The organism is Salinicola avicenniae, from assembly GCF_023736115.1.
Taxonomy (GTDB): domain Bacteria; phylum Pseudomonadota; class Gammaproteobacteria; order Pseudomonadales; family Halomonadaceae; genus Salinicola; species Salinicola avicenniae.
Map to the genome: position 1 here is coordinate 15,660 of NZ_JAKQZC010000006.1, position 25,842 is coordinate 41,501.

26 protein-coding genes and 1 tRNA gene are annotated in these 25,842 nt (G+C 64.3%); 9 read left to right on the forward strand and 18 right to left on the reverse strand.

Going from position 1 to position 25,842, the window contains the following annotated elements:
* Nucleotides 1–20 precede the first annotated feature (20 nt).
* From accB to purH, 6 genes are all read left to right on the forward strand, one after another.
* On the forward strand, nt 21–491 hold the full coding sequence (accB, locus tag MC381_RS14660; protein WP_251978507.1) for an acetyl-CoA carboxylase biotin carboxyl carrier protein: 471 nt from the start codon (nt 21–23) through the stop codon (nt 489–491).
* Nucleotides 492–511: 20 nt separating this feature from the next.
* Nucleotides 512–1,855: an acetyl-CoA carboxylase biotin carboxylase subunit gene (gene accC / locus MC381_RS14665; RefSeq protein WP_251978508.1), complete on the forward strand. Its 1,344-nt coding sequence runs from the start codon at nt 512–514 to the stop codon at nt 1,853–1,855.
* A 195-nt stretch (nt 1,856–2,050) separates the two neighbouring features.
* Complete coding sequence (prmA, locus tag MC381_RS14670; RefSeq protein WP_251978509.1) at nt 2,051–2,950, forward strand: 50S ribosomal protein L11 methyltransferase; 900 nt, start codon at nt 2,051–2,053, stop codon at nt 2,948–2,950.
* Between the two features lie 167 nt (nt 2,951–3,117).
* Entirely contained in the window at nt 3,118–4,152 is a 1,035-nt protein-coding gene (gene dusB, locus MC381_RS14675; RefSeq protein ID WP_251978510.1) for a tRNA dihydrouridine synthase DusB, read from the forward strand.
* Nucleotides 4,149–4,457: a DNA-binding transcriptional regulator Fis gene (fis, locus tag MC381_RS14680; protein WP_374708182.1), complete on the forward strand. Its 309-nt coding sequence runs from the start codon at nt 4,149–4,151 to the stop codon at nt 4,455–4,457. The genes dusB and fis overlap by 4 nt, the downstream gene beginning before the upstream one ends.
* A gap of 90 nt (nt 4,458–4,547) precedes the next feature.
* A complete protein-coding gene (purH, locus tag MC381_RS14685; protein ID WP_251978511.1) occupies nt 4,548–6,161 on the forward strand; it encodes a bifunctional phosphoribosylaminoimidazolecarboxamide formyltransferase/IMP cyclohydrolase in 1,614 nt (537 codons plus the stop codon).
* Between the two features lie 194 nt (nt 6,162–6,355).
* Here purH and MC381_RS14690 read toward each other — a convergent pair whose 3' ends face one another.
* The 5 genes from MC381_RS14690 to MC381_RS14710 all read right to left on the reverse strand — a co-directional run bounded on the left by MC381_RS14690 (nt 6,356) and on the right by MC381_RS14710 (nt 11,106).
* Nucleotides 6,356–7,816, reverse strand: a complete 1,461-nt coding sequence (locus MC381_RS14690) for an NAD-dependent succinate-semialdehyde dehydrogenase (protein WP_251978512.1) — start codon at nt 7,814–7,816, stop codon at nt 6,356–6,358.
* A 224-nt stretch (nt 7,817–8,040) separates the two neighbouring features.
* Nucleotides 8,041–8,493: a hypothetical protein gene (locus MC381_RS14695; protein WP_251978513.1), complete on the reverse strand. Its 453-nt coding sequence runs from the start codon at nt 8,491–8,493 to the stop codon at nt 8,041–8,043.
* A gap of 78 nt (nt 8,494–8,571) precedes the next feature.
* Entirely contained in the window at nt 8,572–9,129 is a 558-nt protein-coding gene (folE, locus tag MC381_RS14700; protein ID WP_251978514.1) for a GTP cyclohydrolase I FolE, read from the reverse strand.
* 232 nt (nt 9,130–9,361) lie between these two features.
* Nucleotides 9,362–10,348 (reverse strand): serine/threonine protein kinase, encoded by a 987-nt coding sequence (locus tag MC381_RS14705; RefSeq protein WP_251978515.1) that lies wholly within the window; start codon nt 10,346–10,348, stop codon nt 9,362–9,364.
* Nucleotides 10,349–10,389: 41 nt separating this feature from the next.
* Nucleotides 10,390–11,106 (reverse strand): ComFC family protein, encoded by a 717-nt coding sequence (locus MC381_RS14710; RefSeq protein ID WP_251978516.1) that lies wholly within the window; start codon nt 11,104–11,106, stop codon nt 10,390–10,392.
* A gap of 305 nt (nt 11,107–11,411) precedes the next feature.
* On the opposite strand from MC381_RS14710, the gene MC381_RS14715 reads away from it, so the two are divergent.
* The 3 genes from MC381_RS14715 (at nt 11,412) to MC381_RS14725 (ending at nt 13,747) form a co-directional block, all read left to right on the forward strand.
* A tRNA-Leu gene (locus tag MC381_RS14715) sits at nt 11,412–11,496 on the forward strand.
* Between the two features lie 370 nt (nt 11,497–11,866).
* The gene (locus tag MC381_RS14720) at nt 11,867–12,109 is read left to right on the forward strand and encodes a DUF1654 domain-containing protein (protein WP_264297445.1); all 243 of its coding nucleotides are present in this window, start codon (nt 11,867–11,869) and stop codon (nt 12,107–12,109) included.
* An 831-nt stretch (nt 12,110–12,940) separates the two neighbouring features.
* Complete coding sequence (locus MC381_RS14725; RefSeq protein ID WP_251978517.1) at nt 12,941–13,747, forward strand: DUF1206 domain-containing protein; 807 nt, start codon at nt 12,941–12,943, stop codon at nt 13,745–13,747.
* A 76-nt stretch (nt 13,748–13,823) separates the two neighbouring features.
* Here MC381_RS14725 and MC381_RS14730 read toward each other — a convergent pair whose 3' ends face one another.
* The 13 genes from MC381_RS14730 to urtA all read right to left on the reverse strand — a co-directional run bounded on the left by MC381_RS14730 (nt 13,824) and on the right by urtA (nt 25,736).
* Complete coding sequence (locus MC381_RS14730) at nt 13,824–14,429, reverse strand: HupE/UreJ family protein (RefSeq protein WP_251978518.1); 606 nt, start codon at nt 14,427–14,429, stop codon at nt 13,824–13,826.
* A gap of 73 nt (nt 14,430–14,502) precedes the next feature.
* Entirely contained in the window at nt 14,503–15,165 is a 663-nt protein-coding gene (ureG, locus tag MC381_RS14735) for an urease accessory protein UreG (RefSeq protein WP_251978519.1), read from the reverse strand.
* A gap of 59 nt (nt 15,166–15,224) precedes the next feature.
* Nucleotides 15,225–15,914 carry an urease accessory protein UreF gene (locus tag MC381_RS14740; protein ID WP_251978520.1) on the reverse strand — a complete coding sequence of 230 codons (690 nt, stop codon included), beginning with the start codon at nt 15,912–15,914 and terminating at the stop codon, nt 15,225–15,227.
* Nucleotides 15,915–15,926: 12 nt separating this feature from the next.
* Nucleotides 15,927–16,544 (reverse strand): urease accessory protein UreE, encoded by a 618-nt coding sequence (ureE, locus tag MC381_RS14745; RefSeq protein WP_251978521.1) that lies wholly within the window; start codon nt 16,542–16,544, stop codon nt 15,927–15,929.
* A 97-nt stretch (nt 16,545–16,641) separates the two neighbouring features.
* Nucleotides 16,642–18,348 (reverse strand): urease subunit alpha, encoded by a 1,707-nt coding sequence (gene ureC, locus MC381_RS14750; protein ID WP_251978522.1) that lies wholly within the window; start codon nt 18,346–18,348, stop codon nt 16,642–16,644.
* Nucleotides 18,348–18,686 carry an urease subunit beta gene (locus MC381_RS14755; protein WP_251978523.1) on the reverse strand — a complete coding sequence of 113 codons (339 nt, stop codon included), beginning with the start codon at nt 18,684–18,686 and terminating at the stop codon, nt 18,348–18,350. The genes ureC and MC381_RS14755 overlap by 1 nt, the downstream gene beginning before the upstream one ends.
* A gap of 123 nt (nt 18,687–18,809) precedes the next feature.
* On the reverse strand, nt 18,810–19,112 hold the full coding sequence (locus MC381_RS14760; protein WP_251978524.1) for an urease subunit gamma: 303 nt from the start codon (nt 19,110–19,112) through the stop codon (nt 18,810–18,812).
* 69 nt (nt 19,113–19,181) lie between these two features.
* Nucleotides 19,182–20,105, reverse strand: coding sequence for an urease accessory protein UreD (locus MC381_RS14765; RefSeq protein ID WP_251978525.1), 924 nt, complete (start codon nt 20,103–20,105; stop codon nt 19,182–19,184).
* A complete protein-coding gene (urtE, locus tag MC381_RS14770; protein WP_251978526.1) occupies nt 20,102–20,797 on the reverse strand; it encodes an urea ABC transporter ATP-binding subunit UrtE in 696 nt (231 codons plus the stop codon). The genes MC381_RS14765 and urtE overlap by 4 nt, the downstream gene beginning before the upstream one ends.
* On the reverse strand, nt 20,797–21,654 hold the full coding sequence (urtD, locus tag MC381_RS14775) for an urea ABC transporter ATP-binding protein UrtD (RefSeq protein WP_251978527.1): 858 nt from the start codon (nt 21,652–21,654) through the stop codon (nt 20,797–20,799). Before urtD ends, urtE begins: the two co-directional genes overlap by 1 nt.
* Nucleotides 21,651–22,715 (reverse strand): urea ABC transporter permease subunit UrtC, encoded by a 1,065-nt coding sequence (urtC, locus tag MC381_RS14780; RefSeq protein WP_251978528.1) that lies wholly within the window; start codon nt 22,713–22,715, stop codon nt 21,651–21,653. Before urtC ends, urtD begins: the two co-directional genes overlap by 4 nt.
* Nucleotides 22,712–24,334, reverse strand: a complete 1,623-nt coding sequence (urtB, locus tag MC381_RS14785) for an urea ABC transporter permease subunit UrtB (RefSeq protein ID WP_251978529.1) — start codon at nt 24,332–24,334, stop codon at nt 22,712–22,714. Before urtB ends, urtC begins: the two co-directional genes overlap by 4 nt.
* Nucleotides 24,335–24,428: 94 nt before the next feature.
* Nucleotides 24,429–25,736, reverse strand: a complete 1,308-nt coding sequence (gene urtA / locus MC381_RS14790) for an urea ABC transporter substrate-binding protein (protein ID WP_251978530.1) — start codon at nt 25,734–25,736, stop codon at nt 24,429–24,431.
* Nucleotides 25,737–25,842 lie beyond the last annotated feature (106 nt).

A 25,842-nucleotide genomic window follows, 5' to 3' on the forward strand; every position in this document is an offset into this window, starting at 1 on the left:
CTGAAAAGAGCTACACCGCCATGGATATACGCAAGGTCAAGAAACTCATCGAACTGCTCGAAGAGTCCAACATCAGCGAGATCGAGATTCAGGAAGGCGAGGAGTCGGTACGCATCAGCCGCCACCCGAATGGCTTTGGCGCCCTGCAGCAGCCGATGGCCGCCATGCCGCAGCCGGCCGTACCGGCCGCCGCGCCGGCGCCGACCGCGCCGAGCGCCGATGCCGGCGAACCGGCACCGGCACCGGCACAGCCTGCCGGCCACGCCGTGACCTCGCCCATGGTCGGCACCTTCTACCGTTCACCGGCGCCGGGCGCGAAGTCGTTCGTCGAAGTCGGACAGAGCGTCAAGAAGGGTGACACCGTGTGCATCGTCGAGGCGATGAAGATGATGAACCAGATCGAAGCCGACAAGGACGGCGTCATCGAAGCAATCCTGGTCGAGGATGGCGAACCGGTCGAATTCGACCAGCCGATGATCATCATCAACTAAGCCATACGAGCGAAACCATCATGTTGGACAAGGTACTCATCGCCAACCGCGGCGAGATCGCCCTTCGGGTCCTGCGCGCCTGCAAGGAGCTGGGGATCAAGACCGTGGCGGTTCACTCCAAGGCCGACCGGGAACTGATGCACGTTCGCCTGGCGGACGAAGCGGTCTGTATCGGCCCGGCCTCGTCGGCGCAGTCCTATCTCAACATCCCGGCACTGATCAGCGCCGCCGAGGTGACGGACTCCAGCGCCATCCACCCGGGCTACGGCTTCCTCTCCGAGAACGCCAACTTCGCCGAGCAGGTCGAGCGCTCCGGTTTCACCTTCGTCGGCCCGCGCGCCGAGACCATTCGCCTGATGGGCGACAAGGTCAGTGCGATCAACGCCATGAAGACCGCTGGCGTCCCGACGGTGCCTGGCTCCGACGGCCCGCTGCCGGAGGATGACGACGAGATTCGTCGCATCGCCGGCCGGATCGGCTACCCGGTGATCATCAAGGCTGCCGCCGGTGGCGGCGGTCGCGGCATGCGTGTGGTGCGCAACGACGACGAAGTCGCTCACGCCGCCAGCGTCACCCGCACCGAGGCGGCTGCCGCCTTCGGTGACGGCACCGTCTACATGGAGAAGTTCCTGGAGAATCCGCGTCACGTGGAAGTCCAGGTACTCGCCGACGGCCAGGGCAACGCGATCCACCTCTACGATCGCGACTGCTCGCTGCAGCGCCGCCACCAGAAGGTACTCGAGGAGGCCCCGGCCCCCCATCTCGACCCGGACGCTCGCGCCCAGGTGCTGAAGGCCTGTACCGACGCCTGCATCGAGATCAACTACCGTGGCGCCGGCACTTTCGAGTTCCTGTACGAGAACGGCGAGTTCTTCTTCATCGAGATGAACACCCGCGTGCAGGTCGAGCACCCGGTCACCGAAATGGTTACCGGTGTCGATATCGTCAAGGAGCAGCTGCGCATCGCCTGCGGCCAACCGCTGTCGATCAAGCAGTCCGATGTCGAGCTGCGCGGCCACGCCTTCGAGTGCCGCATCAACGCCGAGGACGCGCGCACCTTCATGCCGTCGCCGGGCAAGATCGACCTCTACCACCCGCCGGGCGGTCTCGGCGTGCGCATGGACTCGCACATCTACACCGGCTACAGCGTGCCGCCCCACTACGATTCGCTGATCGGCAAGCTGATCACCTGGGGTGCCGACCGCGATATCGCACTGGTGCGGATGCGCAATGCGCTGGACGAGCTGCTGGTCGAAGGCATCAAGACCAATATCGACCTGCAGAAGGATCTCGTTCGCGATAGCGCCTTCCAGCGTGGCGGCGTCAACATTCACTACCTGGAGAAGAAGCTCGGGATCCACTGAGTCTCGAATCTTCTCGACGGGGCGGCCTATCCTGCGATGGCCGCCCCGTTTGCGTCGTGATCCCCGATCGGAACGTCACGTCACGATACCATTTTGGTCGACACCGTCGCGGCAGGCCCTGATTGCGAATCTCAGACACCGGCCAAGGTGATGCTCGCAACGTGCGGTTCGACCCATCATTTCAGGAGAGTCGCCATGGCGTGGCTACAACTCAAGGCGCATATCGCCCCCGAGCAGGCCGAATGGCTGGAAGAGCTGCTGCTCGCCGAAGGTGCCAGCGCGATCACACTGCAAGACGCACATGACGAGCCGGTGTTCGAACCGGACCGAGGTACCACACCGCTGTGGCGCGAAACCGTACTGACCGGGCTCTACGACGATCTCAACGATGTCGAGGCGATGATCGAACGCGTTCGTCGCACCTGGGCGGCGCACCAGCCGGAAGAGCCGGCGCCGCAGATCGACTATGAGCTGCTCGCCGACCGCGACTGGGAGCGCGAGTGGATGGACGGCTTCGAACCGCTGCGCATGGGCGAGCGGCTGTGGATCGTACCGAGCTGGCATCAGGCACCGGATCCCGAGGCGGTGAATCTGCTGCTCGACCCCGGGCTCGCCTTCGGCACCGGCACCCATCCGACCACCGCACTCTGTCTCGGCTGGTTGGATGGCCAAGACCTCGATCAGCGCCACGTGCTCGACTACGGCTGCGGCTCCGGCATTCTGGCCATCGCCGCACTCAAGCTGGGCGCGGATACCGCCGTCGGCGTCGATATCGACCCTCAGGCGCTGCAGGCCAGTCGCGATAACGCCGAGCGCAACGCCATCGACGAGGCCCAACTGATCCTCGACTACCCGGAAAAGCTCGGCCAGGGCCGCTTCGATGTCGTGGTCGCCAATATCCTGGCCGCGCCGCTGATCGAGCTCGCCGCCGACATCGCCGGTCGCGTCGCGCCGGGGAGCCTCATCGCCCTCTCCGGCATCCTGAGCGCGCAAGCGGACTCGGTCCTCGACGCCTATCGCGCACAGGGGCTGTACATGGACGAGCCGGTCGAAAAAGATGGCTGGATTCTGCTGACCGGCCGGCGCCCCGCCTAGCCCATTGGTCAGGGCGCTCCACCCTGTCACCCCCTCCGCTACCCCCGGCGACACTGGCGTCGTCGGGGAACGACTACGGCTTAGGTCTGGCGTGGCCAAACAGCGCTTCAACAAACCGGGGGTGACCGGTATCATAGCTTCCCCGTTTTGCCTGAGCCTCAGAACCGATGCGTGATCCCGTATCATCGCAGAGCGACCGCCCATTGCCCCGTATCGGCAGCTTCACCCTGCCCAACCGGGTCATTCTGGCCCCCATGGCGGGGGTGACGGATCGTCCTTTTCGTCAACTCTGCCGAGAGCTCGGGGCCGGGCTGGTGGTCTCGGAGATGGTCACCTCGGACAGCCGTCTGTGGCACACGCGTAAGTCGCAGCAGCGTCTGATCCATCGCGGCGAACCGGGACCACGCTCGGTGCAGATTGCCGGCGGCGACCCCGACATGCTGGCTGAAGCCGCACGGCTCAACGCCCAGGCCGGGGCCGAGATTATCGACATCAACATGGGCTGCCCGGCGAAGAAAGTCTGCAACAAGGCCGCCGGTTCCGCCCTGCTGCGCGATGAGCGTCTGGTGGCCGCCATTCTCACGGCCGTGGTCGCGGCGGTGGAGATCCCGGTGACGCTCAAGATCCGCACCGGCTGGTGCGAGGAAACACGCAACGCAGAGCGCGTTGCCCGGCTGGCAGAAGACGCCGGCATCGCAGCGCTGGCGGTCCATGGTCGCACCCGCGAGCAGAAATATACGGGCCACGCCGAATACGACACCATTGCGGCGGTGAAGCAGCAGGTGTCGATACCGGTCTTCGCCAATGGCGACGTCACTACGCCGCAGCGCGCCGCCGACGTTTTGCAATACACTGGCGCGGATGCGGTGATGGTCGGCCGTGGCGCCCAGGGCAATCCGTGGCTGTTTCGCGAGATCGAGCACTACCTGCGCACCGGCCAGGCGCATGCACCACCGAGCGCCGAAGAGATCGTCGCGACCATGCGCCGCCATCTGGCGGCGCTCCATGCGCATTACGGTGACTATCTGGGCGTCCGCGTCGCCCGCAAGCACGTCGGGTGGTATCTCGCGGCGCATGATCCGAACCGCGAGCGACGCGCCCGCTTCAACCGGCTCGAGCAGGCCAGCGAACAATTCGAGTTTCTCCATGAACTCTTTCGCGGTGACGCCGCCGCGATCGATAACGGAATCCACGCAGCATGAACAGTCGGCAGCCACTAGCCCTCGATAGCGACGCGCCCCGCGAGGCAGATCCGCTACAGATGTCCGAGACGTTGCCCCAGACCACCCTCCGCGAGTGCGTCGAGCGCGTGATGGAGCGCTATTTCGCGCACCTCGAGGGCGAATCGGTCTCCCACCTCTACCCCATGGTGCTGGCTGAGGTCGAAGCCCCCTTGCTGGAGGTCGTGATGCGTCACGTCGAAGGCAACCAGACCCGCGCCGCCGACCTGCTCGGCCTCAACCGCGGCACGCTACGCAAGAAGCTCAAGCAGTACGAGCTGATCTGATTCTCCCTATGCTTCGCGTAGGCGAAGCGCCACCTCGACGCGCGACGCCTCGGCGACGCCCGTCGGACTCATCGAACAGAGTGGACTGGCATGTCTCAAAATTCCGCATCTACCGCCCCCCGTCCCGTCCGTCGCGCCCTGCTGAGCGTCTCGGACAAGACCGGCATCGTCGATTTCGCGCGTGAGCTCTCCGCGCGTGGCGTCGAACTGCTCTCTACCGGCGGCACCTATCGCTTACTCAAGGAAAACGAGATCGCCGTCACCGAAGTCTCGGCGCACACCGGTTTTCCGGAGATCATGGACGGACGCGTGAAAACGCTGCATCCCAAGATCCATGGCGGCATCCTCGGGCGGCGCGGTCAGGACGATGCGGTCATGGCGGAACACGGCATCGATCCCATCGACATGGTCGTGGTCAATCTCTACCCCTTCGAGCAGACGGTGGCCAAACCGGACTGCACCCTCGAAGACGCAGTCGAGAACATCGACATCGGCGGCCCGACCATGGTGCGCTCCTGCGCCAAGAACCATGATCACACCACCATCGTGGTCAGCGCCGGCGACTATACCCGCGTGCTCAAGGACATGGCTGGCCACGACGGCGGTGTCAGCCACAAGACGCGCTTCGATCTGGCGATCAAGGCTTTCGAACACACGGCCGCCTACGACGCCGCCATCGCCAACTACTTCGGCCAACGCGTCGGCAACGGCGAGCCGGAATTCCCGCGTACGCTGTCGCTGCAATTCGAGAAGAAGCAGGGCATGCGCTACGGCGAAAACCCCCACCAGAAAGCCGCTTTTTACGTCGAATCAGGCGCCGAGTCGAGCGACACGGAAGCAAGCATCGCCACCGCAAAACAGCTCCAGGGCAAGGCGCTTTCCTACAATAACGTGGCCGACACCGATGCCGCGCTGGAGTGCGTGAAGTCCTACAGCAAGCCGGCCTGCGTGATCGTCAAGCATGCCAACCCCTGCGGAGTGGCCGTCGTCCCCGACGACGAGGGCGGCATTCGCCGCGCCTACGATCTGGCCTTCGAGACCGACAGCGAGTCTGCCTTCGGTGGCATCATCGCCTTCAACCGCGAGCTCGACGGCGACACCGCTGCAGCCATCGTTGCACGTCAGTTCGTCGAGGTGATCATCGCCCCGACGATCTCCGACGCCGCGCGCGAAGCTGTCGCCAGCAAGACCAACGTGCGCCTGCTCGAGTGCGGCGAGCTGCCGGCCAAGACCGGCGAAGGCTGGGACTACAAGCGCGTCAACGGCGGACTGCTGGTCCAGAGTCGCGATACCGGCATGATCACGGCCGACGATCTCAAGGTCGTGACCCAGCGCGCGCCGTCGGAGCGCGAACTCCACGATCTGATCTTCGCCTGGAAGGTCGCCAAGTTCGTCAAGTCCAACGCCATTGTCTACGCCAGGAACCGCCAGACGGTCGGTATCGGCGCCGGCCAGATGAGCCGCGTCAACTCTGCCCGCATCGCCGCGATCAAGGCTGAACAGGCAGGCCTCGAAGTCGCCGGCTCGGTGATGGCCTCGGACGCTTTCTTCCCCTTCCGCGACGGCCTGGACAACGCCGCGGCTGCCGGCATCACGGCGGTCATCCAGCCGGGGGGCTCGGTGCGTGACGAAGAAGTAATCGCCGCCGCCAACGAGGCCGGCATCGCCATGGTGTTTACCGGCATGCGTCACTTCCGGCACTGAGTCACTTCCGACACCAAGCCACTGCCGGTACCCAGTCGCTGCCCTCGGAGTCGATAACACCCAGCTCGACGCCACCGAGGGCATCGCCATCAGGGTTGCGATATGCAGGCCGCAGCCCTAACGAACCAAAACGCCAGCGACGGCCGTCGCTGGCGTTTTGCTTGGCCGGCCGCTCGGTGGCGGCTTGCGCGTGACTACTGGCCTAGATCGATGCAGAGGTACTTCGTCTCGAGGTACTCATCAAGACCGTACTTGGAACCTTCGCGCCCGAGACCGGAGGCCTTGACCCCGCCGAACGGCGCGCTGGCATTCGAGATCAGGCCGGTGTTGATCCCGACCATGCCGTACTCGAGCGCTTCCGCGACGCGCCAGACGCGCCCAAGATCCTTCGAGTAGAAGTAGGAGGCAAGCCCGAACTGGGTATCGTTGGCCAGGCGCACGGCTTCCTCTTCGGTTTCGAACGGGAAGACCGCCGCCAGGGGACCGAAGGTCTCTTCGCTGGCAACCTTCATCGACGGCGTGGCGTGACTGATCAAGGTCGGCGAGAAGAAACGTCCGCCGCGCGAGTGCTCGTGCCCCCCCAGCAGCAGTTCGGCGCCCTGATCGGTGGCGTCCTGGATATGCTCGGTCACCTTGGCCACGGCATCTTCATCAATCAGCGGACCGATGTTGACGCCCTCCTCGAAACCGTCGCCCACCTTGAGCTCGCTGTTCATGGCCGCGGCCAGCTTCTCGCTGAAGGCGTTGATGACACTCGACTGCACCAGAAAACGGTTGGTACAGACGCAGGTCTGGCCGGCATTGCGGAACTTGGAGGCAATGGCGCCTTCGACTGCCGCATCGAGATCGGCATCCTCGAAGACCAGAAACGGCGCGTTGCCGCCCAGCTCCAGGGAAATCTTCTGGATATGCTTGGCCGCGCCGGCCATCAGTGAACTACCCACCTCGGTCGAACCGGTAAAAGTGACCTTACGCACGACCGGCGACTCGGTCATCGCCTTGGCGATTTCGCTGGCCTTGCCTGGCACCACATTGAACACCCCACGCGGTACGCCGGCCTGCTCGGCCAGTGCCGCCAGCGCCGTCGCCGAGAACGGCGTCTGGCTGGCCGGCTTGATCACGATCGTGCAGCCAGCCGCCAGCGCGGCCGCTGCCTTGCGCGTGATCATCGATGACGGAAAGTTCCAGGGCGTGATCGCGCCGACCACGCCGACCGGCTGCTTGGTCACCACGATACGCTGCTGGTTGCTGGCGGCCGGGATGGTATCGCCGTAGATGCGCCGAGCCTCTTCAGCGAACCAGCGCATAAAGCTAGCGGCGTAGACGATCTCGCCGGCGGCTTCCTTGAGCGGCTTGCCCTGCTCGGCAGTCATGATGGCGGCGAGTTCATCCTTGTGCTCGAGCATCAGCTCGTACCACTTCATCAGGATATCCGCGCGCTCCAGCGCGGTATGCTCGCGCCAGGCGGGCAACGCCGCCTCGGCGGCCTCGATCGCACGCTCGGTCTCGACGCGGCCGAGACGCGGCACACGGCCGAGAATCTCTCCCGTGGCGGGATTGTCGACGTCGATCTGTTCACCGCTGTCGGCGGCGACCCAGTTGCCATCGATATAGGCATAGGGCCGGAACAGCGCGCTCTCTTTGACGGATTGCATGAATCGCTCCTTCCTGGATGGACTTGCCGGTGCGCTGGCGCGGCACCGACCGACGCGGGCAGCGGTCTCGATTCGGCCATTGCCGGCTCGAACTCACGAGGTACGTTTGGACGTGACAAAGACCGCAGCGGCTGCGCTTCTGCCCTCAAGGATGGCGTGTCGCGAGCGCCTTTGCCAGTCGCAATCCGTCGCGCAACGGCGACCAGACCCCGCACCGTAACGTGTCAGGGCAGCTGCGACCAAAGCGTGACGCCAACGGCGATGGCAATGGCCAGCCCGCTGACCCAGTAGCCACTGATACGCTGCGATTCGCGGTGGATATGGCGCAGCCCCACCCACGCCAGAATCAAGGCCAGCACTTCCACCACCGGCGCGAAGCGCCCGGCGCTGAAGCCGACCACGGAGAGCACGAAGGCGGCCAGCGACCAGTGGGAGAGCTGCTTGCGAACGGTCTCGCCCTTAGCATCCCGCGTACTGACGGCACGACGCTGGGTTTCCGGACGATTGAAAACCCGAATCGCCGCGCCGTCACGCACCTCGAATCGGACAGGCATGCCCGCGCCAGGCAGGCCACGCCCGCGCCACTGCGAAAAATCGAAGGCGTAGCGCTGGCCATCCTCACTGTCGATCTCGCCCTGCTGCGTCTCGTCGTCGAAGCGCGTCAGGTGGCCATCCATGTCACCTCCCCGGTTATCTCACCAGCGAGGGTCAAGGCCGCCTTCGGATCAGTCATCATCGCGTTACCCGCCAACCTGTCAGCGTCCGTTGACCAGCATCAGGAACTCCTGACGCGTGGTCTGATTCTTGCGGAAGCTGCCGAGCATGACCGAGGTTTTCATGCAGGAGTTCTGCTTCTCGACACCACGCATCATCATGCACATGTGTTGAGCCTCGATCACCACGCCGACGCCACGCGCCTCGGTCACCTGCATGACCGCTTCGGCAATCTCGCGCGTCAGGTTCTCCTGAATCTGCAAGCGACGGGCGTACATATCGACGATACGCGCAAACTTGGAGAGCCCAAGCACCTTGCCCTGCGGCAGGTAGGCAATATGGCACTTGCCGATGAACGGCAGGACGTGATGCTCGCACATCGAGTACATCTCGATGTCCTTGATCAGTACCATCTCGTCGGTGTCGGAGGCGAAGACCGCGTCGTTGACCAGCGTTTCCAGCGACTGATGGTAGCCCTGGGTCAGAAACTGCATCGCCTTGGCGGCGCGCATCGGGGTATTGCGCAGGCCCTCGCGCTCGGGATCTTCGCCGAGTTTTTCCAGGATGCCGCGGAAATGGCCTGCCAATTGCTCTGTCATGTTGCTGCCTTGTCTATCGGTATCGTGGATGACGCCCGGCAACCGGACGGGGTCATCGCCTTCGGGATTGCGGCGATTCTAGCGAAACTCGCCGAGAGCCTCTATCTTCTTGCCGACACGCTCGTTGCCAGAACGCAATTTTCACGCCGCCGAGACAGTCGATCCTCACGACGCCTGCTTACGCCACAAGATGACCTGACACCATATCGCCGGCTTCCACATCACCGTCGTTTCAAGCGAGCCAGCGGGGCGAGTCGAGCGCCACACGCTGCTGCTCGAGCGTGCGAATGTGCTGATCCCAGTAGGCCGAGTCGGCGACATAGGGGAAGGCGCGAGGAAAGGCCGGGTCTTCCCAGCGCGCGGTCAGCCAGGCACTGTGACGCATCAATCGTAGCGTGCGCAGCGGCTCGATCCAGGCAAGCTGGCGACGATCAAATTCGCAGTAGGTTTCGTAGCCTTCGATCACCTCGGAGAGCTGCATCTGCCACTCTTCCGGTGACTGCGCGGTCAGCAGCATCCACAGATCTTGAATTGCCGGCGCCATGGCGCAGTCGTCGAAATCGACCAGCGCGAACGACTCGTCTCTTCCCAGCATATTGCCGAGATGGCAGTCACCGTGAACACGCTGCAACGCCGACGCCGGCCAGGCGTTCGCCTCGAGTAGCGGCAGCAGGGCATGGGTCACCTTGGCATAGCTCTCGCGCTGGCGCTTATCCAGCCAGCGCGCCTGCAGTACGCGTTCACGACACTGCTCGACCCGCGCGGCGATATCGAAGCGAGGACGATGCAGAAAAGGCTGCCGTACCGCGACGGCGTGCACCTGGCCGATCAATTCGCCGAGGGCGAACAGATGAGCGGGGTTCTCGAGCTCCGGAGCCTGTCCCACCACATGCGCGAACAGCGTGAAGCGGAAGCCCTCATAGTGATGCAACGTCGTACCCGCGGCATCTGCCCAGGGCGCACCCACGGCCACCGACGCAGCCGTCAGCTCCCCGAGAAACGCGTGTTCTTCCAGAATCTGCGCGTCGCTCCAGCGCTCCGGCCGATAAAACTTCACCACCCAGCGGCGGCGATCCTCATCGGTCAGCGAATAGACTCGGTTTTCGTAACTGTTGAGCGCGAAAGGCTCGCCCGGCAGCCAGAAGCCGAGAGACTCGACGGCTTCGACCACGAGCTGCGGCGTCAGCGACTCGAAGGGGTGCGGGGATGCAGCGCTCATGCTTACCTCGCCAGAAGGCCTCTTTCATTGCGCGCATGCTATCAGATTCCACCCGGCGGCGTCCGTGCGAAGGCGAGTGCCACGACCTCCTCGGCGCCAGCGTCGAGACAGGCGCGAGCCAGCGCATCGAGCGTGGCGCCGGTGGTCATGACGTCATCGATGATCATCACTCGCTTCGGTAGCGCTTGGGACAGCGCAAAGGCGCCCCGTAGATTGCGCCGGCGATGCTGTCGATCGAGACCACGCTGGGAGGGCGTCTCCCGCCGCCGTCGCGCCTCGATCAACGGCAGCTCCAGGCGACCGGCCAGGCGCCTCGTCAACCAGGCCACGTGGTCGAAGCCCTGCTGCCGCGTACGCTCGCGATGACCGGGCACGCCAATCACGGCATCCACCCTCAGCGCAGCATTGGCCAACGCGACAACCATCAGCTGAATCATCACCTCGCCCGCCCACGCCTCGGCACCGAACTTGTAACGCTGCACCAGGCGCACCATGCGTCCCTCATAACGCCACGGCGCCAGGCTCCGCACCTGCGCCGGCGGCCGTTTCAGGCAGCGACCGCAAAGCGTCCTGTCGCCCCCCGCCACGCTCGGCAATGGCTCGGCACAGCGCCAGCAGGCAGAGGTGTTCCACGGCATCTCGACCAGACACCCTTCGCACCAGGGATGGTCGCCGCGAACGGGTCCCAGACAGAACGCACAGTAGCCCGGCAACGCGCGTCGCAACTGGGCGTTGATCGTATTGACCAGGCGCGCCACGTAACCACGCAGCCCCGCGCCCGACACCCTGTCAAAACGCTGTCTCCCGGATCTCGTACTCGTGGCCACGCCTCCTCTTTCGTGGGCCCCTTTCTCTTCCGTGGGCCCCATTTTCAGTAGACTCATTCATCAACCTCTGTCGGCAGCCCAGCCGGAAAACTGAAGCCAGTTCTCGTCTCGGCGACCAACTGACGCCCGCAAACGCTGCACGATAGCCTCCAGTGTCAAGCGACGTCTTATGACCGAACCATCCGGCGTTTGACTTCGAAGCCCGCGTCCGTAAAATACGCCCGGCCCGTCATCCTGCGGATGTGGTGGAATTGGTAGACACGCTAGATTTAGGTTCTAGTGCCGAGAGGCGTGGGAGTTCGAGTCTCCCCATCCGCACCATGCTTTACCTTGCGCATTCCTTAACATCGTGCCCCGATCCTCCTCGGATGGGCGAGAGCCCTGCCCCTACCGAGACAGCGTGTTGCGCTCCTGGTCTAGACACACCGCCTTGCTGTCACCACTAAACGACGCCAACGGTTTCCCTCCCGCAGCCCCGCGTGAAGAAGTCCCGCGTAAAATCGCCCTGCTATGATACTCGTCCTTATGAACTAGCCTCGGAACCAGGCATACCGAGACCGTTCTGACCTTGAAGGTCATCGCGCTCCGCCTTGCGCGTCAGTCATGAGGCGAAAGCTCGGTAGCGGGCATTGCGCCCGGTGCCCATTGAGTGAAATACTGTATGCATAGACAGTTATCCATGGGTAACGCAATGATCCTTCCTTTTCCTTCCGCTCGCGAACGCATTGGGCGACGCATCCAGCGCCGCATGCATCAGGCCGAACGTCACTGCCAACGCCAGATTGTCGTCTCGCGCGTGGACGGCGAAACGTCCATGGATTGGTCCCTGACGATGGAAATTCTGGGGGAGAGCGGTACGCTCAACGTGATCCATATCGGGCACGATGACGTACTGCTGGACTGGCGCGCGGCGGGTACTGGCTTGGCTTCGTAGGCGATTCATCGAGTGTCGTCTCGACGCCATGGGACTGCGTCAGAAACACGAAAGGCGGGCCCTTGGGCCCGCCTTTTTAGGTTCCGCATCTGCCGTGGACATCCTGTCCGATCCATGACGTCATCCTGACGGGATCTGGCGCGCGGCGCTGTGCTTCACGAGTCTTTCTACATCATCCTGATGCTTCGAGACCCAGCAGCCCTCCTTGGCTGCGAACCGGCCCACGCTCATCGTGCCGACTAAGGCACAGTGGATTCCCTCCCCTAGCTTCTTCCTTGAAGCCGGTGGGCCAGCTGACAGACGTAAAGTTATACAAGAGTTGACTGAGGGTCAAGCGTTTCATGAAACACGAAGAACATCTGAGGCGGGAAAGGAGGGGGATCAGATTCAAGCACCCTAAAGAGAAAAACCGACGGAAGGACGTCGGTTTTTCTGACACTGTTCACGCCGCATTCGCGGAACCACGTATCGAATACGGTGCTCATGCGATCAAACCGGCCTGTTCGCGCCCATTCTTCTCTGGCTCCTGAGTCTTGAACTCGTTCCTTGGCCCATGCCGCTAACCCACGCCGAGCGCACATCCCTTGGTCACGTCCCTGCGGCAGCCTTCAGGAGAAGAACTGCCCAGATGTTAGATCAATACATTACAAACAACAAAGCTTCGTACAAAATATTCACACCCGCCAAGCTGTTTTTCCTTGCTGACATGACAGTGCGGACACAGGATTGAACGGCAATGCGGCAAGAACGTGGATCGGCGCAGGTGTCAGCGGCGCCGTTCTCTTCTAGGCTCAGGTCTAGGCTCAAGGACGACGACAACACGAGATTTTAATGACCTCATCACACAGCCTGAGAAACTGGCTTAGTCATACGGCCTCCGCCGGCTATATCGCCAAGGGCGTCATTTACATCACGGTCGGCTGGCTCGCGCTGCTGACCGCCGCCGGGTTTGGCGGCAGTGAAAGCGGCACCAGCGACGTCATTCGTCAGATTGCCCTGTGGCCGTTCGGCGGCTTTTTGCTGGCTTTGCTCGGGCTTGGGCTCGTGGCCTACGTACTCTGGCGACTGGCACAGGCGATCTGGGATACCGAGCGCAAGGGACGCGAGTGGAAAGGCCTTCTACAGCGGATCGGATTCGCTGTCAGCGGCAGCCTCTACACGGCCTTGGCCTGGCAGTGCGCGACGCTGCTGTTCAACAGCCTTTCGAGCGGAGGCGGCGATCAGCAAGGCGCACAGCGGCTATTTTCGCTGCCCGGCGGACGCTGGCTGCTACTGGCGACCGGTGCGGTGTTTATCGCCGTGGGGATTCATCAGCTACGGCGAGCCTGGCGGCGCTCCTATCGCAAGAACTGGCATCTGGAGGACCGCCCCAACCCGCCATTGCCGCTTCTCGAAGGTATTGCACGCCTGGGTCTTGGCGCACGTGGTGTCACCTTCATGCTCATCGGCATGCTATTCGGCATCGCAGCATGGGAGGTCTCGCCGGACGATGCCAAGGGGCTGGGCGCCGCGCTCAACTTCCTCGCCCATCAACCCTACGGCGACGTCATGCTGGGCGCAGTCGCCATCGGCCTGATCGCCTATGGCGGTTACTGCTTCATCAACGCGGGCTATCGCCGCGTGCGTCATCCTCGCTGAGATCTCGCTACCGAGGGAAACGATGCGGGCCGCTAAGTAGCGGCCCGCGGCACTACAAACGTAACGTGTTGCAGTACTATCCCATCAGCAGTGCACCACCGGCCGCGGCGATCGCCACACCGATGCCGCGCAGCCAGCGATTGTCGCGGCGAGCCAGCCAACCGCCGACATAGCGACCGACCAGCGTGATGCCAACGCTCGCCAGCACAAAACCGATCGCATACAGCGCCGCCGAGGCACCGGGCGCCAACTCGCTGCCATGCGCATGGCCATGCAGCAGAATGAAGGCGAAGACAAATCCACCACCGACAGCGGTCGGTAGCTTCGCCAACGTGGCCAGCAGTACGCCGGCCAGCAGCACGCTGGAGGCGATACCGAACTCGACTCCCATCAGCGGCACGCCGAACCAGGCAAGCCCGGCCCCCGCTACCATGCCGAACGCGATCAGCAACGGCATCACGCGGCGCAGCACATCGCTCTGACGGCAGCTCCACAGACCGATTGCCAGCATCGCCAGCAGATGGTCCAGGCCGGTCAGCGGGTGCATCAACCCTGCCAGAAAGCTGCCGCCGTGCGTGTGCGGCAGCGCCCCTGGGTGGGCCGAGGCCACGCCCGCGACCAGAAGCGTCAGTGGCAGGCAGAGCGCGGCAAGTCGGCGCGAGGTCAAAAGCGAATGCAACATATCTATCTCCTTGCAGGTAGAAACGATCACTTATCCAAGCGATCCATCGTCAAAAAAATGCTCCGAAGCCGGCTCAATCAGCGCTCAACAGCGCCTGATCCTGAAGCTCCCGGCGGTCCTCCCCTCTGCGCTCCGGCAGCATGCCCTGATCGAGGATAAAGCGAACAATCGTCTCGACGCCGATGCCATCATGCAGGTTGGCGAATACGAAAGGCCGCGCCCCACGCATCCTCTTGGCATCACGCTCCATCACCTCGAGAGAGGCATGAACCTGCTCGGCGATGTCGATCTTGTTGATGATCAGGAGATCCGACTTGGTAATGCCGGGCCCGCCCTTACGCGGAATCTTGTCACCTGCCGACACGTCGATGACGTAGAGCGTCAGATCGGAGAGCTCCGGGCTGAAGGTCGCCGCCAGGTTATCGCCTCCTGACTCCACCAGCACCAGCTCCAGGCCCGGATGACGGGCGTGCAGATCGTCGATCGCCGCCAGGTTCATCGAGGCGTCTTCGCGGATGGCGGTGTGCGGACAGCCACCGGTTTCGACACCGATGATGCGCTCGGCTTCCAGCGCCTCGTGGCGCAGCAGAAAATCGGCGTCCTCACGGGTATAGATATCGTTGGTGACGACGGCGATATCGTAATGCTGCCGTAATGCCAGGCAGAGCTGACGCAGCAGCGCGGTCTTGCCCGAGCCCACCGGCCCACCGACCCCGACGCGTAGACAATGTTTCATGGTTTTCTCCTTCTCTCTTCTCTCAGCGGCGCCGACTCGCGTGCCAGCGCGCCAGGGTGTCAGCTTCGAAACAGGCGCGAGTACTGCGTCTCGTGCAGCGCACTGGCTAGCGCCAGCCCGGGCAGCACCGGCCCGAGGTCCTCATCGCCGAGGGTATTAGCTCGTGTCACCGCGCTCACCAACGCCGGGCGCAGGCGCTCGATCAGCCGCTGCGCGGCGGTCTGCCCCAGCGGCAGTGCCTTGCATGCCGCCGCCAACTGATTCTCGAGCCAGGCCCAGGCGAACCCCAGCTGCGCGTCCACCGGCGCAATGCCCCGACGATAGGCGACCCAGGCAAACAGCGTGACGTAGGCCGGGCGCGGCGGCAGCCAGCCGTGTTCCGGTAGCAACGACAGATCTCCCAGCAGGCGCACCAGCGCCTGCCCCAGGCGCAGATCTTCCTCCGCCAGCTCGTGGGTCTCGCGGTTGGCCTGCAACCAGTCGTTCCAGACGCTCAACGTCTGCCGATCATCGTCGGCCCAGGCCTGCTGCTGACGCGCGATCAGTGGCAGCTCACAGCGCACTAATCCATCCTCCAGCACACCGGCAAGCCACTCGCCCAGGCTCTCTTCGTCGTGGACCCAGCCAAGTTCGAAAGCGCTCTCCAGTCCTTGCGACCAGGCGAACGCCCCGATCGGCAGCGCTGGGCTGACCAACTGCATCAGGCCCATCAGTGCCAGCGGGTCCCGCGTCGTATCGGCTACCATCATGCGCGACTCGGCTCAGTGCTCATGATCATGATCGTGCGACGACCCGCGATGGGCGCGAAACTCCAGGATCCGAGCCGAGTGGCCATGATCGTGTTCGTGGTCGTGCTCATGACTGTGACCGGGTTCATGACTGGGGCCGGGCTCATGACTGTGCCCATGATCATGCCCGTGGGCATGGCCGTGAGAATGCCCCTCGGCATAGGCACCGGGCTCGGGATCGAAGGGCGCTTGATGGTGCTCGAGCGACGCGCCCAGTCGGGCCGCCAACGCTTCCAGCACATGGTCCGGCGGGAATCGCACCCACCCGGACTCACCATCACAGCCGATCGCCAGCTGCACGTGGCGATTGCCAAGGTGGTAGCAGAGCCTCGCCAGCTCCAGGCCGGCGGTAACGCGAGCCGTCACGACCGGCTCGTCGGCCGCCAGGACTTCGACGATCTCGCCGCTCTCGGCACGCAGCAGCGCGCCGTCACGCAGTACCGGCCCGCGGTCGAGAAACAGGCCAATCTCACGACCGCTATCGCTGGTCGCCTTCAGCCGCCCTCGACAGCGCAGTTCGAATGGCAGCGTCACGCTGTCACTGGCCACGGCGTCGGACGTCGCCTCCAGACGCTGAGTGAATTTCAACATCGCCCCTTCCTCGGAAAGTGATAGTGGAAAAGTGGTGGGAGTGGCCGAGCGCTGCAGATGACCGAAAAAGCGCCCGGCGACAAGTGGCCCACCGCTCTCAGAACAGATGATAGCGCTGGGCCAGCGGCAGTTCGGTTGCCGGCTCGCAGGTCAGTAACTCGCCGTCGGCGCGCACTTCATAGGTCTGCGGATCGACCTCAAGATGCGGGCAGGCATCGTTGAGCTTCATGTCACGCTTGCGCACGCCGCGCACGTTCGTCACCGCCGACAGCGGGCTATCCAGCCCGAGGCGCGACTTGACGCCGGCATCCAGCGCCGCCTGGCTGACAAAGGTGAGCCGCGTCGCACTCGCCGCCTTGCCGAAGGCGCCGAACATCGGCCGATAGTGGACCGGCTGCGGGGTCGGGATAGACGCATTGGCATCGCCCATCGGCGCTGCCGCAATCATCCCGCCCTTGACGATCAGCGCCGGCTTGACCCCAAAGAAAGCCGGATCCCACAGCACCAGATCGGCCAGTTTGCCGACCTCGACCGAACCGACCTCATGTGCGATGCCATGGGTCAACGCCGGGTTGATGGTGTACTTGGCGATATAGCGGCGTGCCCGGAAATTGTCCGCACCGAGCGCTTCGTCCTCCGGCAGCAGACCGCGCTGCACCTTCATCTTGTGCGCGGTCTGCCAGGTACGACAGACCACCTCACCGACCCGCCCCATCGCCTGGGAATCCGACGAGATCATCGAGATCACGCCCATGTCATGCAGGATATCCTCGGCCGCGATGGTCTCGCGGCGAATGCGTGAATCGGCAAATGCCACATCCTCGGGGATGTTGGGGTCGAGGTGGTGGCACACCATGAGCATGTCGAGATGCTCGTCGATGGTGTTGACCGTATAGGGGCGCGTCGGGTTGGTCGACGACGGCAGCACATAGTCCTTGGAACAGGCGGTAATGATGTCCGGCGCGTGACCGCCGCCCGCCCCCTCGGTGTGGTAGGTATGGATGCCGCGCGCCTTGAACGCCGCGATCGTGTCCTCGACGAAGCCGGATTCGTTGAGCGTATCGGTATGGATCGCGACCTGAATATCGTAGCGCTCGGCCACGCTCAGGCAGTTGTCGATCGACGCCGGCGTCGTGCCCCAGTCCTCATGCAGCTTGAGCCCGATTGCCCCGGCGACGATCTGCGCTTCCAGCGCCTCGGGCAGGCTGGCATTGCCCTTGCCGAGCAGGCCGATGTTCATCGGCAGCGTATCGATCGCCTGCAGCATCTTGCCCATGTGCCACTCACCCGGCGTGCAGGTGGTGGCATTGGTACCGGTTGCCGGCCCCGTGCCACCGCCGAGCATGGTGGTCACGCCGCTCATCAGCGCTTCCTCGACCTGCTGCGGGCAGATGAAATGAATGTGCGCGTCGATACCGCCTGCGGTGAGGATCTTGCCTTCGCCCGCGATGATCTCCGTGCCCGGGCCGATGACGATATCGACACCGGGCTGCACGTCCGGATTGCCCGCCTTGCCGATGGCCGCGATCCGCCCGCCCTGCAGGCCGACATCGGCCTTGACCACGCCCCACCAGTCGAGAATCAGCGCGTTGGTGATGACCGTATCCATCACCGCGTCGTCGACCCGCTGACTCTGGCCCATGCCATCGCGGATAACCTTGCCACCGCCGAATTTCACCTCGTCGCCGTAGACGGTGGCGTCGCGCTCGACCTCGAGCCACAGCTCGGTATCGCCGAGGCGCACGCGATCGCCTACCGTCGGGCCATACATATCGGCGTAGGCTTGTCGGGTGATCTTGACCATCAGTTCGCTCCCCCGTTGCTGTCGGCGACGTCGTCCAACGCCCCCATCACCTCGCCCCGGAAGCCGTAGATACGTCGCTCACCGACGTAAGGGACCAGTGTCACTTCCCGGGTCTGCCCCGGCTCGAAGCGAATTGCCGAGCCCGCCGGCACATCGAGACGATAGCCGCGCGCCGCCGTGCGATCGAAAGTCAGCGCCGGATTGGTCTCGGCAAAGTGATAGTGCGAGCCGACCTGTACAGGCCGATCACCAGTATTGCCGACCTCGAGCGTGATCGGCTCGCGACCGGCATTGAGCTCGATCTCGCCATCCTGAATCTGCATTTCACCGGGAATCATGGGTTTTCCCTTGTTGTCGATTGTTCGTCGCATGGACAGCGCTTCGGCTGTCATTTGCCGCTGATCTGACCCGCCATGAGAGAGGGCCCGGCCGCCAACAGCGCCTGAGCGAGCGCAGCCGCTTCAGACGATGGGGTCGTGAACGGTGACGAGCTTCGTCCCATCGGGAAAGGTGGCCTCGACCTGCACTTCATGAATCATCTCGGCGACCCCATCCATCACGTCGTCACGGCCCAGGATCTCGCGCCCGTAGCTCATCAGGTCGGCCACGCTCCTGCCATCACGCGCGCCCTCGAGAATCTCGAAGCTGATCAGCGCCATGGACTCGGGATAGTTGAGCTTGAGCCCGCGGGCACGCCGGCGCTCGGCCAACTGGGCGGCGCTGAACAGCAGCAGCTTGTCTTTGTCTCTCGGTGTCAGTTCCATATCGGGTTCCTGATCGTCGTCTGTCGACCGCACCGCGCGAATCGGCTCCGCGTGGCACCGTCATTCGAATCACGTGTTCCAGATTCGCGGATCGCAGGCCTCACGCCCGGCCAGCAGCGGCCTGAGAACCTGCCAGGCGGCACGGCAGAGCGCCCAGGCCGCGTTACGCGAGCTGCCCAGGTAGCGCAGCAGCAGAACGCCATGGCGCTCGGTCACGGCCCAGCCGGTATCCGCGGCCAGCGATGCCCGCACGGCCTCGACCGCCGCGCGCGGGTTCTCCAGGCCGACGGCCCACAGCGTTGCCTGGACCGTGGCGCCCCCCTGCCCCCAGCGCCCAACGAAGCGCGGATGCGCAGGGTCGAGCGGCTGGCGTTCGATCCACAGCGGCCGGCCGTCGCGAACGAGCTGGAAGCGCTGTTCGATACGCCCGCTGGCAAACGGTAGATCGCTCGCCGGGCGCCCCAGCGCCATCACCTCCCAGCCCAGGCAGCGCGCCCCGCCGGCGAGGGCAACTTCGGTTCGCTGCAGCCCGCGCGAGCCGTCGAAGGCGATGGTCTCCTGTGGCAGCCACTCGAGCAGGCCGCCGTCATCGACTCGCAACCGGTTGGTCTGCTGCCAGGCCACGGCATGACTGTCGGCACGATAAAGCTTGGTTGCCGCCGGCGTGGTCAGCACGGCGTGCGCATCGGCGGCCACCTCGACCTCGATCTCCAGCGCATCGCCGCTGACCAGACCGCCCGGGGGATGCAACAGATAGACATGGCAGGGATCGCTTTTCCCGGCCTCGGTCCGCTCCGGATAGAATGGCCGCTGCACCCGCAGCGGCCCGCGGTGGCGCGCGCGCGCCAGCCGCGTGCGCCTCGCCTCGCCATCGCCTACCGGCCGCGCCACAAACTGCAACGAGAGCGCCGCTTCCCAGCGCCGCTCGGCATCGAAACGGTGGCCGGAATCGGCCTCGGCGGGCCGCCAATCACGTAAAGGGTCTGCCGTCATACCGTCAGGTGTCGCTTGATCAAGTCGTCGCTCAAGGCGGCAATGTCCCCATTCGCCACCTTCTGGCCGCGATCCATGATCGCGAAGCCGTCGGCGTATTTACGCGCAAAGGGTAGCTTCTGCTCGACCAGCAGGACGGTCAAACCATCTTCCTGATTGAGCCGGCGAATGACCTCGCCGATCTGCGCCACGATATTGGGCTGAATACCCTCGCCCGGCTCATCGAGGATCAGCAGGCGCGGGTCGAGCACCAGGGCTCGACCAATCGCCAGCTGCTGCTGCTGTCCACCGGACAGATCACCGCCGCGGCGATAACGCATCTCCTTGAGTACCGGGAACAGTTCGTAGATGCGCTCGGGAATGCGCCGCACTCGATCGCGCCGGGCCGGCAGGCCGATGCGCAGGTTCTCCTCCACGCTCAGGGTGGCGAAGATCTGGCGTCCCTGTGGCACATAGCCGATACCCAGACCCGCACGCGCCTCCGGGCGCCGCTTGAGTAGCTCCTCGCCGTCGAACCGGACACTACCGCTGCGCGCGCCGACCTCGCCCATGATCGTCTTCAGCAGCGTGGTCTTGCCGACACCGTTCCGCCCCATGACGCAGGTGCAGCGGCCACTCGGCACCTCGAGCGACAGGTCGCGCAGAATATGGCTCTCGCCGTAGTACTGGTTCAGCCCGTCGACACTCAGCATCAAGCTGCCTCCTCGTCGCCACCGAGATAGACCTCGATCACTCGCGGATCGCCGGCCACCTCGTCCATGGTCCCTTCCGCCAGTACGCTGCCCTGATGCAGCACCGTCACCTGGCGCGCGATCGAGCGCACGAAGCCCATGTCGTGCTCGACCACCACCACCGACTGCTGGCCCGCCAGTCGCGTCAACAGATCCGCGGTGCGATGCATCTCCGGCTCGGTCATGCCCGCGACCGGCTCATCCACCAGCAGCAGACGTGGACGCTGCATCAGCAGCATGCCGATCTCCAGCCACTGCTTCTGACCGTGAGAGAGGACGCCGGCAAGGCGATGGCGCTGCGCGCTCAGGCCGGTCGTCTCCAGCACCTCGTCGATGCGCGCCTGGCCTTCATGATCGAGTCGTGCCAACAGTGTTTTCCAGATGCGTCGATCGCCGGCCATGGCCAGCTCCAGATTCTCGGTCACGTCCAGCGCCTCGAAGACCGTCGGCTTCTGGAACTTGCGACCGATCCCCAGGTTGGCGATCTGCGGTTCGTCGAGCGTCAGCAGATTATGGCGGCTGCCGAACCAGACCTGTCCGGTATCGGGCCGGGTCTTGCCGGTGATGATATCCATCATGGTGGTCTTGCCGGCCCCGTTGGGACCGATGATGCAGCGCAGTTCGCCGTCGTCGATGGTCAGGTTGAGCCGGTTGATCGCCTGAAAGCCGTCGAAACTGACGCTGACGTCTTCCAGATAGAGGATCGGGCCGTGGCTCACGTCCACCGGCGACTGCGCCGGAGCCATGAAGTCAAAGACGCGATCCGGACGCGCGAATTCCCGCAGCCGCTCGAGGCGGCCGGAAGCGATCGGATTCATGCACTTGCCTCCTGCCGGCCGCGCCGACGTGCCAGCAGCCCGGCAATTCCCTGTGGCAGCGCCATCGTGACCAGCACGAACAATCCACCCAGCAGGAACAGCCACGCATCCGGCACCGCACCGGTCAGCACGGTTTTCAGATAATTGACCACCAGGGCGCCCAGCAGCGCACCGTACAGTGTGGCGCGTCCGCCCAGCGCGACCCAGACCACCACCTCGATCGAGAACAGTGGCGCAAAGGTGCTCGGGTTGATGATGCCCACCTGCGGGACATAGAGCGCCCCAGCGATCCCGGCGATCATCGCCGACACCACGAACAGGGCCAGCTTGACATGATCCACCCGGTAGCCGATGAAACGCACTCGCGCCTCCGCATCTCGCGTGGCCATGCTGACGCGTCCCAGCCTCGAGACGACGATCGCCCGGCACAGCCAGAAGGCCAGCAGCACGGCGACGCCGGATGCGATGAACAGCGCCACCGTCATGCCCTCGCTGGACAGGGAGAAGCCCAGCAGCTCGTAGAAGCGAGTCAGTCCGGTGCTGCCGCCCATGCCCATTTCGTTGCGGTTGAACACCAGCATCAGCGCGAAGGTCAGCGCCTGGGTAATGATCGAGAAGTAGACCCCGGTCACGCGCGACCGGAATGCCAGCCAGCCGAAGACCAGTGCCAGCAACCCCGGCGCGAGCACGATCGCCAGCGCGGCGACCGGAAAGTAGGTCATCACCGCCTGCCAGCCGGGCAACGGCGAGGTCTGCGCGTTGAGATAGAGCCCCATGGCGTAGCCGCCGAGGGCGAAGAAGGCGCCATGGCCGAGACTGAGGATGCCGAGATAGCCCCAGATCAGATCCACGGCCAGCGCCAGCAGCATGTAGGTAAAATACTTGCCGAGCAGCGCCACGGTGGCGCTGCTGACATGCAGCGGGTTGCCATCCGGCAGCGCATTGAGCACCAGTACGCCCAGCATGCCGACAATCAGCACGACGCTGGTCAATAGCGTCGAGCGTGACAGGAAGGCCTGGCGGGAGCGGTCGATGGCCTGAGGGTTGTCGCTCGCGGTCATGAGGTGCGCCCCTTCGGTGCGAAGATGCCCTGCGGGCGTTTCTGGATGAACAGAATGACGCCGACCAGCACGAACACCTTGGCCAGCACGGCGCCGACCCACGGCTGCAGCACCTGATTGATGACACCCAGCGACATGCCGGCGACCAGGGTGCCCCACAGATTGCCGACGCCGCCGAAGACCACGACCAGGAAGGAGTCGACGATATAGCCCTGCCCCAGGTTAGGGCCGACGTTGGTCAACTGCGAGAGCGCCACCCCCGCGAGACCGGCGACCCCCGCGCCCAGGCCGAACGTGAGCATGTCGACGCGCGTCGCGCGGATGCCCATCGCCCGTGCCATGGCCCGGTTCTGGGTCACGGCGCGCACCTCCAGCCCGAGTCTTGTGAAGCGCATCAGTGCCCACAACGCCGCGAAAACCGCGAGACAGAACAGCAGCACGCCGAAGCGGTTGAGCGTCAACGACAGGGCTTCGTTGATCTGCCACGAGCCCTGCAGCCAGTCCGGCGAACTCACCCGGCGGTTGAGCGGCGAGAAGACCGTGCGCACCAGCTGCTGCAGCATCAGGCTGAGGCCGAAGGTCGCCAGCAGTGTCTCCAGCGGGCGTCCCTTGAGAAAGCGGATGACCGTGCGCTCGATCACCACCCCGAACGCGCCGGCGACCAGAAAGCCACCGGGAATCGCCAGCGCGAGCGCCAGCCCCGGCTGCCCCGGCAGCGCCTGCTGGATCAGCCAGGTGGTGTAGGCGCCAATCATGATCAGCTCGCCGTGCGCCATGTTGATCACGCCCATGACCCCGAAGGTAATCGCCAGCCCGATCGCCGCCAGCACCAGAATCGACCCGGCGCTAAGGCCAAAGAAGAGGGTCTGGGCCCGGCTGTACCAGGCCCGCTTGTTCTCGATGCCGTCGAGTACCGCCCGCGTCTGTTCGGCCAGCGCGTCGTCACCGGCGGCGATCGGCGTCAGCGCGTTGCGCACGCGGGTGTCGAGATTGCCGCGCAGCGTTTCCAGCGCCTCGGCATCCCCTTGTGCCACCGCATGGAGGGCAAGCGCCATCTCGAGGCGTTCGCGTACGGCCGGGCTCTCTTCATCGGCGAGTGTCCGGCGCACGGTCTCGACGTTGTCCGATGACACCTCGCCCAGCAGGCGGTCGGCGGCCTGCAAGCGCGATGCCTCGTCGCCACTGGCGAGCGACAGCGATGCCATGATGCCTTGTAGCTGGGTCCGCAGGTCGTTGTTGATGCGAAAGGCATCGACCGTACGCCGGGTACCGGTACCGGCATCCTCATAGCTGATGGCATCGATGATCGGCCATTCGCGGCCACTGTCATCGGTGATGATGTAGAAGCGATCGCCACGGCGCTCCTTGCCCAGACGGCCGTCGAGCAGCGCCTGCAGCCAGCGCATCTTCTGCTCGGCGTCGCTGTCCGCAATGGCCTGCGCGGCCTCGCCCTTGGCCTGAAAGTTGCCGGTGTCGAGCGCATCCAGCAGCGTTCGCGCCTGTGACTCGCTGACGGCGGCCACGGCGGAGGTGCCCCATGCCGACAGCAGGCACAGGAGCAGAGAAAGGGTCAGCAGGCGCGCCAGGCGCTGGCCCGCTGACAGTCTGTTATCGGTCATGTTCTTATCCTCGAAGGCGCCCGTTCACGGGCGTCATCCGAATCGGTGCCTCTGGCGTGCAGGCCGACGCTCTTCGAGCGCCGGCAGGCGGGCGTTACTCGGCGCCCGGACCGTCTTCGCAGGTCATCGACTCGACGTTGAACTTGCCGCAGCGTAACGGCGCACGCCAGTCGCTGATCAGGTTTGCCGATTCCGGCAGGTAGTCCGACCAGGCATCCCCAGCCACCGCGGAGGGGGACTGCCAGACAACGCTGAACTGACCGTCATCCTGGATCTCGCCGATCATCACCGGCTTGGTGATGTGGTGGTTCGGCATCATCGTGGAGGCACCGCCGGAGAGGTTGGGCACGGTCACACCGATGATCGCATCCTTGACCGCGTCGACATCCGTGGTGCCGGCACTCTCGACCGCCTGCAGCCACATATTGAAGCCGATGTAGTGCGCTTCCATCGGATCGTTGGTCACCGCGTCATCATTTCCGGTGAAGTCGAGCCAGTTATCGATGAAATCGTAGTTGGCGTCGCTGTCGACGCTCATGAAGTAGTTCCAGGCCGCCATGTGACCGACCAGCGGGGCGGTATCGATCCCTGACAGTTCCTGCTCGCCCACCGAGAATGCCACCACCGGAATGTCGGAAGCCGAGATGCCCTGGTTGGAAAGCTCGTTGTAGAACGGAACGTTGGCGTCGCCGTTGATGGTCGAGACCACGGCCGTCTTCTTGCCCTGGCTGCCGAAATCGCTCACCTCGGAGACGATCGACTGCCAATCGCTGAAGCCGAACGGCGTGTAGTTGATCATGATGTCGTCATCCGACACGCCATGATCCTTGAGGTAGGCCTCGAGAATCTTGTTGGTCGTCCGCGGATAGACGTAGTCGGTTCCCAGCAGCGCCCAGCGCTCGACGCCCTGGCTCATCAGGTAGTCGACGGCAGGAATCGCCTGCTGGTTCGGCGCGGCGCCGGTATAGAAAATGTTCTCGGAGGACTCTTCCCCTTCGTACTGCACCGGGTAGAACAGCAGGCCATTGAGCTCTTCCACCACCGGCAGCACCGCCTTGCGCGATGCCGAGGTCCAGTTGCCGAAGATGACGTCGACCCGGTCGTCGCCGGTCAGCATGTCACGCGCCTGCTCGGCGTAGAGCGACCAGTCCGAATTGGGGTCCATCACCATCGGCTCCAGCTGGCGCCCCAGCAGGCCGCCGGCTTCGTTCTGCTGCTCGATCAGCATCAGCATTTCGTCTTTCAGCGTCGACTCGCTGATGGCCATGGTGCCGGAGAGCGAGTGCAGAATGCCGACGCGAATCGGGCCTTCATCCTGCGCCACGGCGGCGCCGCCGAATGCGCTCAATCCCAGCGCGATGCTGGAACCCGCGATCAGTCTACGGAGGGAAGTTGTTGTCATGGAGTGCTCCTTCGTCAGTATCCCCAGTTCAGTCACCCTGATGCGAGCGGGCTCGAACGCGGGAGGCCCCGCGGACGCGCTGCCGTCGATCCTTCAGGCACATGCA